Below are 12,403 nucleotides of genomic sequence, written 5' to 3' on the forward strand. Positions count from 1 at the left end.
CAGGGGTCATAAGCTTTAACGACCTAAGAATAAAATCAATGTGATGGGGACTGTGTCATGTCAGAAAAGTATTTTGTTACCGCGCAGCAATTGCTGGAAGATTCATTTTTATTAGCTTCGCAAGTGTATGAGAGTGGCTTTCGTCCGCAATTTATCGTGGGTATTTGGCGTGGCGGTGCTCCAATCGGGATCGCGGTACAGGAGTTTTTCGATTTTAAACAAGTTGAAACCGATCACATTGCCGTGCGTACCTCTTCTTATTATGGGATTGGCACCGACAAACAAAGCAAAGAAATCAAAGTTCATGGTCTGCATTACATCGTTGAAAATGCGAACGCGAGTGACGGTTTGTTGATTGTGGATGACGTGTTTGACTCTGGCCGTAGTATTCATGCATTAAAAGAAAAACTCAGCCAACTGATGCGCCTAAATATGCCAACCGATATCCGTATCGCTTGCCCTTATTACAAGCCAAAAAATACCGCAGTGCCTTTAAAACCCGACTATTACATTCATGCCTCTGAAGACTGGTTAGTTTTCCCGCACGAAGTCACAGGTTTAACGCCTGAAGAAATTGCCGAAGGTAAGGGCGATTTAAAGAATATCCAGCACCTGTTTAAATAGCTCGCGGCGAGATATAGATTATTTTCGCAATAAAAAAAATGCGTTAACGATTAATCGTTAACGCATTTTTTGTTTTCTATATCGATGACTTATAAATCCATACAGTTAGCATAGTAAGTCACAGTGGCGGGCCAGTCGGAGAACACTCCAATCACGCCGACATCTTTCGCAAGTACATCAAGTAATTCAAAGGTATCGCCTTCATTATCTATCGCTTCGGTAATGCTTTGAAAGTAAAAGCCGCCGCCATTTTTTAATAAACCAGATCGCTCCAGCGACCAAGTGATGATCTTAAGCCCAGCGCCTTTAGCGGCCTTAGCGTATTCCGAAGGAATGATTTTCTTATCCGCATCTAAGGCGACTAATACCCAGAGTGGCGGCGCAATAATTTCGACGCCTTGGGTCTTTAAATCCGCCATTGATGGTGACCAAGTGGCAGAATTCTGCGGATCAAAGGCGCTGTTATAATCGTATCTGTCATCGAGAAACACGGCTTGCTTCGCAAATTCAGGGGCGTTGGCGACCCAATATTTGATGTCATCCAAAATAAATGACTGGGGGAATACCTGCGAAACATCGACGCCCGCCGCCGTGTATTCATCTAACATTTTTTGCGCGTAATCCTGCTGAGTAAAACCATCGAAGGGCATAGATACGCTGGCGGCTTTTAGCTCAGGCGTCATCTTTACACCAGCTTTTTTAAACATTTCAATACTTTCAGCGTGGGTCATCAAGGTGCCATTGTCAGCATAAAGATCGGTGCGCCAGCTTGGGGTACCATTGATGAATTCGGCCGCAGTGGTCGCTTTCGGATTGTTGCCTTCCATCTTACCCTTGAGAGTTTTAAATTCGGCGAGGGTGATATCGCTAGTGCAACAGGTTGCCGATGCGCTGATACCATTGGCGGGATCGGCAGGAATGAATGGGCTCGAACATTTATTGGCAAGTTCGGGTATGGCTAAAATGTTGGTCGTGCTGGCAAGATCGCACTGTGAGTGGCGGCAAACTAAAGCTTTATCGGCGGTGAAGGTGACATCACACTCGACTATGCCTGCGCCCGAATCGATAGCCGCTTGGTAGGATTCCTTTGTATGCTCAGGGAATTTCATTGGCGCGCCACGGTGACCGATAGAAAATTCGCTGCGATAAAAACTGTCAGTGGTGCATTGTTCTAAGCGGGTTTTAAGTGTGCTGTCTTGCATTTGACGAACGAGGAATAAGGGTCTTTCTCCCACTTGAGCAGGAACGGATTTGCTGGTGGGTGGCGTGATAGCGGCGTTATCATCGTCATTATTGCAACCGGCTAATAAAGCGCTCGTGGCAATTAACAGGCCGAGTGAGAGCGACGAAATAGGGCGTAGTTTCATCAGATTTACCTATGAGTAATGATGTAAATTATTAATATTAATCAGAAACTCTAAAGTGTTAATGTGACTGAAAAAGCCTATTTGTATGACATAAACAAGAATATATACCGTTTGCACGACGATTATCTAAGGCACGCTAGCTTGCGATAAACTGCCTTAGACAGAGGACGGTCGGGATATATGCACAGTGTTGCTTTAGATGTGAGCATTGACTCCACTGAGCGAGTCGATGAAACTGGCATGAATATTTTCATCTGGGCGATCTTTCTGGGCCGAAATCAAGTACACTGCGCTCCTTTTGTTTTATGATGAGCGTTTGGTTCGCTTGATAAGACAAACGTGACAAGCATCATTTAGGAAATAGAGCAGAATGAGCAAGGGCAAAAAATACGATTTTCGCGTGACACAGGGCGACAACGGTTGGAAAACTGAAATTACTCGTCGCATGACATCAACTAAAACGGTTGTGTCTAAGAGCCATGATGGCTTTGCGACCGAAGCCGAAGCGCAAGCTTGGGGCTTAACTGAATTACAAGTGTTTTTAGGTACGTTAACTGAGCGCAATAAACGTCGTTCAGAGAAACAAGCTAAAGCAAAATTAGCCGCAGCATTAGCGGCTGAAGCGGCTACTGATGCCGAAGATCTTGATGAAGATGATTTCGACGAAGAGTAACACTCATTCGTTTAACCTTGTCTTATCAAGCCAGTGTGATCGTAAGGGAGCGTTCAAAGCGTTCTGAAACGTCACTCTGGCGATGAACAGCAAAAGGCAGATCTTAAGATCTGCCTTTTGTGTTTTTGTCGCTCGCGAAACTGTGCATATCAATTCATTTCATTCTATTTCCTCGTTTATCTTCATACACACTGTTCGGCTGGACTGATCTGTTGATGCTGTCATTAGCTTGTTTTTATCGTATTTAGCCGGGATTACGTACTCTATACCATTAATAATTAACGATAACTATTATCATTTGATTTACTTAGATGCTGCTCTGTGCTCATATGTAAGGAATTCGAACGCACGTTTAACTTTATCAAGGTAAGGGAACTCCTATGAAACTACTTCAATCCAGTTTATTGCTGTGTTTGTCGGCTTCGGCAACCCTGAGTTATGGCCAAGCCTTAGATGGAGAGGCGTTACGCTTACTACAAGCGTCGCTAAAGGATTCGACTTTGGATGCACAAGCGCAGTTAACCAATACTAAGCGGGCATTGGCGTTAGATTTAAGCCATCAATATGCGCAGCTTGCGCCTATCTTACAGACTGAAATAAACCAGTATCAGTTAGCAGTGAATGCCGATGAGATTCTGTCCCAACATAGGCTCAATGATCATGTGATCACCAAAGCCGATGCATCAATTCGCCGAGTGAAGGGCTTAAGTGCCAAAGCAGATTCTCTGGTGCAAGTGCGTCTGGCGGATGAAACCATGTTAACCCCATGGCAGCAAGGTGAGTCTCCTCTATTTGCCTATGAGCCCGATGGTGACGAGCGTCAGTGGGATTATATTGAAGCCTTTGATATTTATGGGCAAGTGCATCAATTAGACGTGTATAACCTGCCGCAGCAGCCGGTGTTTGTGGTTGGTATCGATAGTAAAAAAGCCTTTGTGGCTGGCTTAGAGGTGATGCGGGCGACATTTGCCGAGGCGCAGTCAGCGAAAAAAGAGGGCGCACTACTGAGCCGTGCGCAAACACAGGTGGTGGCAGACAAGCCTATTTCAACCACAGTGATCAAACAGATATCCTTGAAGGATGACCATGAGCCGTGGATTTCTGGTCGTGCCGAAATTTACGGCATAGTGACTGGGGTTGATCCAAGCCGTGAAGAGCCTGTGCTCGATATCGTCGAAATGCCCTATTTAGATTATGCGGATACGACCTATTATCCGAATCAAATCATCATACATTGGGAGCGTTATCGTTGGGCGGCTGCGGACATGATCCTAATGGAGCATGACGATGGCACTAACTATAAAGTGTTGGCCACTAAGTTGTTGGAAGCGGCGGAGCAGATCTTAAAGTCGATCCCCGATCCTGAAGCTCAGGGTTATGCGCTGATCCCGCAAATCACCAATGGTATTTTAAGTGTGATGCCGGATGCTTGGTTCACCAATGACGATGACTTTGTCGACGTGTATTACACCTTACAGGAAGGGGTTGAATATCCTAACTTGAACGGCGCTAACGGTAATGCGATGACGAGCTTTGCGCCATTAGTCATCCAACCAAGACCATGATGGATTAGTGCAATGGCTGAAATGTAAAAGCGGATCCTAAGATCCGCTTTTTTATTGACTAACTTAAGGTGAGGCTAAGCCATTCCTTTAAGCTTTTAACTTGAAACTGCCTTGCATAATCGCCCAGTGACCTGGGAAGCTGCAGAAGAATTGGTAGGCTTCGGTGGCGCTCATACCGGCAGTGCTAAAGGTGATCGACGTTGATTCGCCACCGCCCACTAAATCTGTGTGTGCGATAACGCGCGTATCACCGGCTTTGACATAGGCTGCATCAGGACCGGCGCTCATGCCTTCAGTTGCTACTGCTGACATATCGGCTGCCTTAGTTAATACCCAGTTATGGCCCATGGCTGCTTTTGGCAAGGTGCCTGAGTGGGTTAAGGTTAAGGTCACTTCTTTACAGCTTGCAGGTACAGACAGCTCTTTAGTGTCAAATTGCATTGCATCAGTGGCGGCAATTTTCAGTTCACATTCGTTGGCACTCGCTTGGCTAGCGAATAATAATCCTAGGCCGATTAGGCTAGTGCTGGTCACGTTACGTAAAGCTGTGCTTTTTGCTTTCATCTGGTACTTCCTTATTTGAACAAGGGTAGCCGAGCCGTTTTGACTCGGACATGCACCTGCCAGCATAAGCAATCTTCATTAAATGGGAATGAAATCAGCGTGTAAATTATGTATATGCAACTTTCGGTTGAAAGCTTACATTGTTATTGGCGGCAAAATTGTTAGCGGTAAACATAGGTGAGTACTTAGTTGGAGTGAACTAAGTACTCAGAAGTTATTATTTATATGTTTGATTTATAAATGATAATTTGTAGGTTCTAACGCAGGGCGTCTACTTCAGAACGTCTTACGTTTTTAGTACGAAAGCTCCTGTCGATAGGGAATCGCACGTTGTGCACCTGGGCGAGTGACAGTAATGGCACTGGCTGCATTGGCAAATCCCACGGCTGCAGCAATCGACATGCCCTCGCTTAAGCCCACAACTAAGGCGCCATTGAAGGTATCCCCTGCGGCGACTGTGTCTATGGCCTGCACTTCAAACGCAGGTATTAGCCCATTAAAACCTGGGCTGCTGATATATGCGCCACGGTTACCTAAGGTTATGACCACAATCTTTACTCCCTGCTGGTGGAGAAGTTGCGCTGCCATTTGTGCATCATCAAGATGGTTGATCTCAACTCCCGTTAAGGCTTCTGCTTCGGTTTCATTGGGGGTAATAATATCTACCCACTTGAGTACATCTTGGCCAAGTGCCGTCGCTGGAGCAGGATTTAGTACAGTCGTCACGCCAAGATTCTTGGCTATTTGCAGCGCCTTTGCCACTGTGGCAGCGGGCGTTTCCAATTGTGTTAACAAGTACTCCGCATTAGCAAACAGGGCGTAATGAGCTTCTAAGTCATCGGGTGAAAGGCTGGCGTTGGCACCTGCGGCAACGCCAATCGTATTCTCACCGTTATCACCGATAAAAATCATGGCAGTGCCTGTGCTCAGTCCGGCTATTTGGCGGATCCCTTCCGCACTGATGCCATCATTCATCCAGCTTTGACGCATATTATCGCCGATACTGTCTTGGCCGAGATGGCAGATAAAATCAGTGCGTGAACCTGATTTGGCTAAGCGTGCGCAGGCGACGGCTTGATTGGCCCCTTTGCCGCCCTGTTCGAGGCGGTAATCTCGGCTCATTAAGGTTTGCCCTGCAGCGGGCAGGTACTCAAATTTCATCACATGGTCGGCATTTGCACTGCCGATAACGAGTATCTGGCTCATAGAAGACTCACTGTCATTTTTATCTGCGATTGAGATAAGTTGCATCATAGACGCGTAAACTGTCTACCAGTAAATCGACAAAGCCTTGCCTATCGATCCCAAACAGCACAGTCGCATTGGCGGCTTTACCTGTTAGCTGATAGCGATCGACCACTGTCATGCCTAAGGTCAACTCACTTTGGGTTTCAATACTTACCCAGCAATCTTGCGCCTCAAATAGCTCAGGTTTAAGCAACCAAGCGATAGTGCAGGGGTCGTGCAATGGCGCACCAATAAAGCCCCATTTAGGATCTCTGTGGTAAATCATAAAGAAATCCAATAATTCGGCGACGCACTGAGCAATTGGATTTTGAATCGCGCGAATGCGTTCTATGTCTTCATCCATGATTTGCGCCTGATGAGTCACATCGAGCCCACACATAGTGATGGGAATACCGGATTTAAAGACAATATCGGCGGCTTCTGGGTCGACAAAAATATTAAACTCGGCGGCAGGTGTCCAATTGCCGACACCGGCTGCGCCGCCCATCAGCACAATGCGCTCAATTTTATCGTGTAACTCTCTATGACTCGCCAGTAAAAGGGCGATGTTAGTCAGTGGCCCTGTGGGAATTAAGGTTACTGGCTTATCGCTTTGGCGAATTTTCTTGGCCATCAGTTCTACGGCATTGAGTGTTTGTGGCGCAAAGCTGGGCTCTGGCAATGCAGGGCCGTCGAGTCCGGTTTCACCATGAACATTGTCGGCAATGATTAATTCGCGAGCTAATGGCTTGACGGCGCCGCCAGCGACAGGAATATCACTGCGATTTAATAAGGTTAAGATCCGCAGGGCATTATTGAGCGTTTTATCCGGCGTTTGGTTACCGGCGCTGGTGGTGACGGCCAGTGGAACCAGCTCTGGATGGGCGAGAGCTAAAATGAGCGCAATAGCGTCGTCATGGCCGGGATCGCAATCCAGAATAATAGGGCGAGTCATACTGTTACTCCTTTAAACAGCGCTGATGGGTGCTTAGAATAGCATGCCATCAGTTAGGCGCTAGCCTGTGGAGGGGACTTGCAGAGTAAACTGTGAGCATTTTCGTCTTTTTATCAACAAGCTGCTAGAATTCTGCCCATTTTTGACACTAGGCGATGTTAGGTAAATCCATTCTCGCTCTGTCCGCTGCACAACATTGAATGACATATCCAAGCAAATACAAGGAAATAAGTAATGCTCACTCATCGAATCACTTGGCCTAAGGCTTTACTCGCGGGCATGGTTGCCATGCAGATCTCTGGCTGTAGCGATCCTCAACCTATGGCCGTTGTGGAAAGTAATAACGAGTCATTGCTACAGTTTGATAACGGCAAACTGCTCCAACTTAAGGAAAATCCGAGTCCACAGTATCGCCATATTCCCTGTGATTTACCCACAGTCGAGACTGTAGTCACCAACAGTTCGGCCTTTGCGGCGTTAACACAATCTGGTGAGGTGATTACTTGGGGCGACAGTTATGCTGGTGGTGATAGCCGCGAGGTGACGGGGCAGCTTAAGCAAGTTAAGCAAATCGTCCCAGTTAAGGACGGGTTTGCCGCGCTACGTCAAGATGGCACTGTGGTTTACTGGGGTAATGTAGGGAAATTGAGCCTCGACAAAGCCCTGCAAAACCGCATGACCAATATTACCAAGTTGTTCGCTAATCAAGAGGCCATTGCGGCCCTTGATGCTAATGGCAAGGTACACACTTGGGGTTATGGCCCCTACGGCGGCAATAGCTTACATGTGCAGGATCAATTAGTTGATGTTGTCGATATCTTCGCCAGAGGACGCAGTTTTGTCGCCCTCAAAAAAGAGGGCAGTGCTGTGATTTGGGGGCAGGTTGAAGAGTCGACCAATATGAAAAAGTTACTCCCGCAGCTTACGGATGTGGCGAAGATCGAATATTTTCAACACACCTATGCCGCCTTGAAAAAGGACGGCACTGTGGTGAGTTGGGGTTGGCGCAGTGATGCTTACTCGATCCGCAGCGCCTTAAAGGATGTGGCGAGTATGACGGCAAACAATTGTGCCTTTGCGATTTTAAGTCCTACGGGGGATGCGCATTTTTGGGGCGATGGGATTAACTGTGGTGTCGATTGGATTAAAAAAACCAATATCACAGGGGTAAAAGAGATTATCAGCATTGGCTCAGGCTTTTTATTACTGCGGGATAAGGCCGTGCCGCAAATAGTGGCCGACGATACTGATTACGCTCATATGTTTGGGTTTCACTATGCCCAAGAGATTCTTGATAAATATTGGCAGGAAGGCAGCATCATTACCCAAGGGCCTGCCTCCTTTGTGTTTACGCGTCCCGATGGCAAAGTGGTGCCTGTTGGTTATCGCGCCAACCGTGAAAATGTGGAGAAGTTGATTGCACGTATTCCGCGCCTTACTTGGTTAGATGGCGCAAATGACGGTTATGTTGGCATCAGCGAAAAGGGGGAGCTGGTCTCTTGGTCGATGAATTTGCCAATGTTCGACAAGTCGCCAGTGCAACCTGCTGACTCGTTAGTGATTAAACCGCTGGATTTTACTCCCGTTGCCCAATGCGAAACCCCTGAGCAGCGTCAGGCGATTTTGAGCAAAGACAGACCAAAACCTGCGGCAAAAAACTGGGATGGTGTTTTCTAGCTCATGTGAGTTTTCTCGCTAACTTGAGATTAATGGACTTTCATCCGTATAGACGTCTATAATGCGCGCGCTCAGGTCTGATATGCTCTGAGCCTTGTTGGGCGTTAACAGATTGTACGCCCTTTGAACCTAATTTTGAGTCAACCTTCTGTGGTGCTTACGATGATAGTGTCGTGAGATAATCGGGAAGCCAGTGAAATTCTGGCACTGCCCCCGCAACGGTAAAAGGTGAGAGAAGACCGCGTTTGATTGGTGTGTTCAAGACTGAACCCGAAAGTCAGAATGTGAAAGGTCAGTCTCGCGTTAATCTAACTTTTAATGGATTAACATAGCCTAAGTCCGGAGACCGGCCCTAAAGGTGTTTTTGAGATTTCGGTGGGCAGATCTCAAAATGCGATAATCACCGTCAGTATTTACGACTGAATTAACGGTATCGTGGCGTCAATGCCCCGTTTTCCTTGCAGGAGTTAAAGGTAAAATGGGAACAAATCCAACAAAAATCGCGCTGCTGATCGGCAGCCTTTGCAGTTTTTCAATTATCGCGCCCGTTATGGCGGCTGACGATACCAGCACAGCTAAAGTCGACGAGCATCTTGTCGTGATCGGCCGCTCTGATAAGACCCCGTTAAATATTGCCGCCAATGTGAATGTGATTGATGCCGCGGCTATTGAAATGAGTGGCGCGACTAATTTGACCGACGTCTTACGCGGTCAAAGCGGTATTCAAATTTCGGATAACAATATTGGAACTAGCTTTGCTATGCGTGGTTTTAGCGCCAGCACTGCCGTTAATAACACGCTGATTTTACTTGATGGTCGTCGTCTCAATAATATCGATATCGCCGCACCTAGCCTTAATGCCATTCCGCTTAATCAAGTGGATCGTATTGAAATTTTATCGGGTAGTGCAGGTGTACTTTATGGCGATCAAGCCGTGGGCGGGGTGATTAATATTGTCACTAAGTCCCCTGAAAATACTGGCGGCAGCGTGCAGTTATCTGGCGGTAGCTTTGATACCTATGAAGGTCGTGGTGATGTGTCTGGCGCGATCAACAAAGATTGGCGTTACTTTTTCACCGGTAGTTACAACCAAGGTGACAACTATCGCCAGCATAATGCCAACGAAACCGGCTCTATTCTTGGCCGCATTCAATATAAAACAGCCACAGACTCGTTCTTTGTTGAAACCAGCTACTACGATAACGATCGTGAAAATCCGGGCTCGCTTACTGAAAAGCAATTTAAAGACGATCCCCGTGCTTCATCAAATAAGGTAGAGTATGCCCACGAGATGACCACTGCGGCGCGAACGGGTTACAAGCATCAGCTTAATCAAAACTGGGCGCTGGCGGCGGATTTAGATTACAGCGATACCTTAGTGTCTTCTCTTAATTGGGGGGCGAACAGCCATAACACACGCTCACTGTTAATGTTTAGCCCTAAAGCGTTAGCGAATTACAGCACGCGTCAAGGCGAGCTAAACCTAGTCACAGGTTTAGACATCAGCCGTGGCAAGGCTGATTTTGACACTATGGCGCGCAGTAATGTGCAGCAAATGCAAAGCGCCTATCTACAAGCTACAGTGCCTTTAAGCCATACTTTAAGTTACGTTGTGGGTGGTCGTTATGCACGAGTGACCGATGAGTTAGTCGATGGCAATGTCTATCCTAATGGCATGGATTTAGACGAAAATGCCCACGCATTCGAACTGGGTTTAAATTACCGCCCAACTGCGGAGCACAGACTCTATGTGCGCGCCGATGATAACTTCCGTTTTGCCAAAGTGGATGAGCAAGCTTATACATCGCCGGGCGTATTTGGCTTAAAGCCGCAAACAGGCCGTTCCTATGAGGCGGGTTGGGATTGGGCTGTCGCTAGTCAAACTCTGCGAGTCAGCCTATATCGTCTCGATTTAGAGGATGAAATTGTTTATGACTCGAGTGCAGTTAAACCCATTGGTGGAAATTTCAACGGTGCAAACGTCAATGCTGACGCTTCTCGTCGTTATGGCGCGGGTGCCGATTGGGATTGGCAGATCACTAAAGCGCTGCAGCTAGGGCTGGAATATAACTATACCGACGCCGAATTTACCGATGGTGCTAACGATGGCAAAGAGCTGTCTTGGGTGGCAAAACACACGGGACGCGGTTATGTCAGCATGGATTTTGCTGAGCATTTCCAAGTATTTGCCGAAGCTATCTACACGGGGGATCGTTTTATCGAAGGCGATAACGCTAATCAAGGTGATAAGCTAGCAAGTTACGTGCTTGGTAATTTAGCCTTGAATTATAATCGTGATGCTTGGCTTGCCAGTCTGCGTATCGATAATGTATTCGATAAAGATTATGTTAGCGCAGGCTATTATGGTGGTGGAACATATAATGGTTATTACTCAGGTCGAGGCCGTGATATTCGTTTCACTGTGGGCTACCGCTTCTAAATATTAATGAGCTATCTAATAACAAAGCCAGACTCAGTCTGGCTTTTTAGTTTTTACGCTGAGTTCAAAGAATAAATCTTAAAATAGGTATAGTCTTGAATATCGTTTTAGTAGAGTGGTTTAATTGTCGTTATCTATAGTGTTAGCGGGCAGTCATCACTAAATAGGAGTAATTTATATTTTACTCTGCTGTTTATGGCTGAAATTCTTAGTATTTTAGGTATGATGTGAGCTGTAACCGAATCATCTTATTGTTAATAAACAGGTGTAAAGTGTCTTATGACTGATCTTGAGCAACAGGTTTTTACTCAAGTTAGAGCTATCATAGCGAACGAAGAGCAAGTGATTGGCCGCCGAGGGATTCTAATTCCACTCAAAAAAGCGATCCTTGCTGAAGGCGACATTCGTAATGTGATTGACATTATCTCGAGCGATCCCGCATTGGCAGCGCACATGCTTATGCGCAGTAATTCCGCACAGGCTGCTGTAGTGGAAAATCACAAAACTCGCTCGTTGAAAGAAGCTTTGATCCGCTTAGGTCAAGTTAATATCTATCGCTACGCCTTTACGTTCTATTTAAAAGAACGCCTCGATGAACTGCCACAGCCCTATAAAAAGTTGGTCCAAGGTTATTGGAAGCTGACTGAAGATATTGCAACGGATGCGGTAGATAGCTTAGCGGATATGGAAGGTGTGGAGGTTGATGCTGACGAAGTACAAACCTTAGCTCTGTTCAGTGTGTTCGGCCAAATTATCGCACTGACCGCATTTGCCTATTTAAATGCTAATGCCGAACAGTCATTTCCTTTAAGTGTGATTAAGTCATTGATTGATAATCAACAACAGACCTTAACCATCGAAGCGTTCGAGGCGTTAGATCTCGATCAGGATCTGCGTCAAGAATTTATGATCGCCCATAATTTGCGTCAGACCCGTAATCCTAATTCATCAGGGTTGATACTGCGCCGTGTCTTGTCTATGCGTGGATTGTTGATGAATCCGCTGTAATTTGTCGATGCTATGAAATAGTCATTTGACTCAATAAAAAAGCCTGCATTCGCATAATGCCGATCAGTTAAGACAGATCGCTTGACGATCTCGCTGAAAAGATCAAAATCCGATGACCTCATGTCATCGGATTTTTTTATGCAACTCTCAGAAGCACTCGCCCGTACTCATATTACCCGCCTAACCGAATTCACCTGCTTAGCAGATGTGTTAGAACCTGAGTTAATTCAATCTTGCCTAGACTCTCAGGGCGTTGCGACGTTAAGACGGCGTAAATTGCCGATGGACGCGATGATTTGGGCC

General features: G+C 46.4%; 11 protein-coding genes and 1 riboswitch. Of the genes, 7 read left to right on the forward strand and 4 right to left on the reverse strand.

What is annotated here, in order from left to right; genetic code table 11:
• Positions 1–57: 57 nt before the first annotated feature.
• On the forward strand, positions 58–624 hold the full coding sequence (locus L5M11_RS15580) for a phosphoribosyltransferase (protein ID WP_028759331.1): 567 nt from the start codon (positions 58–60) through the stop codon (positions 622–624).
• An 89-nt stretch (positions 625–713) separates the two neighbouring features.
• On the opposite strand, the gene L5M11_RS15585 is transcribed toward L5M11_RS15580, so the two are convergent.
• The gene (locus L5M11_RS15585) at positions 714–1,991 is read right to left on the reverse strand and encodes a glycerophosphodiester phosphodiesterase family protein (RefSeq protein WP_263181934.1); all 1,278 of its coding nucleotides are present in this window, start codon (positions 1,989–1,991) and stop codon (positions 714–716) included.
• A 370-nt stretch (positions 1,992–2,361) separates the two neighbouring features.
• On the opposite strand from L5M11_RS15585, the gene L5M11_RS15590 reads away from it, so the two are divergent.
• Together L5M11_RS15590 and L5M11_RS15595 are read left to right on the forward strand one after the other, a co-directional pair.
• The gene (locus tag L5M11_RS15590; protein WP_105250177.1) at positions 2,362–2,664 is read left to right on the forward strand and encodes a DUF3622 domain-containing protein; all 303 of its coding nucleotides are present in this window, start codon (positions 2,362–2,364) and stop codon (positions 2,662–2,664) included.
• Positions 2,665–3,044: 380 nt separating this feature from the next.
• Entirely contained in the window at positions 3,045–4,229 is a 1,185-nt protein-coding gene (locus tag L5M11_RS15595; RefSeq protein WP_263181935.1) for a DUF3103 domain-containing protein, read from the forward strand.
• Positions 4,230–4,316: 87 nt separating this feature from the next.
• Here L5M11_RS15595 and azu read toward each other — a convergent pair whose 3' ends face one another.
• The 3 genes from azu to rihA form a co-directional block, all read right to left on the reverse strand.
• A complete protein-coding gene (gene azu / locus L5M11_RS15600; protein WP_028759449.1) occupies positions 4,317–4,793 on the reverse strand; it encodes an azurin in 477 nt (158 codons plus the stop codon).
• A gap of 294 nt (positions 4,794–5,087) precedes the next feature.
• Entirely contained in the window at positions 5,088–5,999 is a 912-nt protein-coding gene (gene rbsK, locus L5M11_RS15605) for a ribokinase (RefSeq protein WP_263181938.1), read from the reverse strand.
• 19 nt (positions 6,000–6,018) lie between these two features.
• The gene (gene rihA, locus L5M11_RS15610; protein WP_263181939.1) at positions 6,019–6,975 is read right to left on the reverse strand and encodes a pyrimidine-specific ribonucleoside hydrolase RihA; all 957 of its coding nucleotides are present in this window, start codon (positions 6,973–6,975) and stop codon (positions 6,019–6,021) included.
• A 234-nt stretch (positions 6,976–7,209) separates the two neighbouring features.
• On the opposite strand from rihA, the gene L5M11_RS15615 reads away from it, so the two are divergent.
• The 4 genes from L5M11_RS15615 to L5M11_RS15630 all read left to right on the forward strand — a co-directional run.
• Complete coding sequence (locus L5M11_RS15615) at positions 7,210–8,652, forward strand: hypothetical protein (protein WP_263181941.1); 1,443 nt, start codon at positions 7,210–7,212, stop codon at positions 8,650–8,652.
• A 134-nt stretch (positions 8,653–8,786) separates the two neighbouring features.
• Positions 8,787–9,022: riboswitch (cobalamin riboswitch) on the forward strand.
• Between the two features lie 108 nt (positions 9,023–9,130).
• Positions 9,131–11,092, forward strand: coding sequence for a TonB-dependent receptor (locus tag L5M11_RS15620; protein ID WP_263181943.1), 1,962 nt, complete (start codon positions 9,131–9,133; stop codon positions 11,090–11,092).
• Positions 11,093–11,371: 279 nt separating this feature from the next.
• The gene (locus tag L5M11_RS15625; protein WP_105250172.1) at positions 11,372–12,100 is read left to right on the forward strand and encodes an HDOD domain-containing protein; all 729 of its coding nucleotides are present in this window, start codon (positions 11,372–11,374) and stop codon (positions 12,098–12,100) included.
• A 120-nt stretch (positions 12,101–12,220) separates the two neighbouring features.
• Positions 12,221–12,403 (forward strand): transposase domain-containing protein (locus tag L5M11_RS15630; RefSeq protein ID WP_263140309.1); only part of this gene is annotated, 183 nt, incomplete at its 3' end.

The organism is Shewanella sp. SM87 (genome assembly GCF_025653705.1).
Lineage (GTDB): Bacteria > Pseudomonadota > Gammaproteobacteria > Enterobacterales > Shewanellaceae > Shewanella > Shewanella oncorhynchi.

Excerpts from the sequence above, each read along its gene's own strand:
- L5M11_RS15580 (WP_028759331.1), top strand. The coding sequence starts at position 58 with ATGTCAGAAAAGTATTTTGTTACCGCGCAGCAATTGCTGGAAGATTCA.
- L5M11_RS15585 (WP_263181934.1), bottom strand. The coding sequence starts at position 1,991 with ATGAAACTACGCCCTATTTCGTCGCTCTCACTCGGCCTGTTAATTGCC.
- L5M11_RS15590 (WP_105250177.1), top strand. The coding sequence starts at position 2,362 with ATGAGCAAGGGCAAAAAATACGATTTTCGCGTGACACAGGGCGACAAC.
- L5M11_RS15595 (WP_263181935.1), top strand. The coding sequence starts at position 3,045 with ATGAAACTACTTCAATCCAGTTTATTGCTGTGTTTGTCGGCTTCGGCA.
- azu (WP_028759449.1), bottom strand. The coding sequence starts at position 4,793 with ATGAAAGCAAAAAGCACAGCTTTACGTAACGTGACCAGCACTAGCCTA.
- rbsK (WP_263181938.1), bottom strand. The coding sequence starts at position 5,999 with ATGAGCCAGATACTCGTTATCGGCAGTGCAAATGCCGACCATGTGATG.
- rihA (WP_263181939.1), bottom strand. The coding sequence starts at position 6,975 with ATGACTCGCCCTATTATTCTGGATTGCGATCCCGGCCATGACGACGCT.
- L5M11_RS15615 (WP_263181941.1), top strand. The coding sequence starts at position 7,210 with ATGCTCACTCATCGAATCACTTGGCCTAAGGCTTTACTCGCGGGCATG.
- L5M11_RS15620 (WP_263181943.1), top strand. The coding sequence starts at position 9,131 with ATGGGAACAAATCCAACAAAAATCGCGCTGCTGATCGGCAGCCTTTGC.
- L5M11_RS15625 (WP_105250172.1), top strand. The coding sequence starts at position 11,372 with ATGACTGATCTTGAGCAACAGGTTTTTACTCAAGTTAGAGCTATCATA.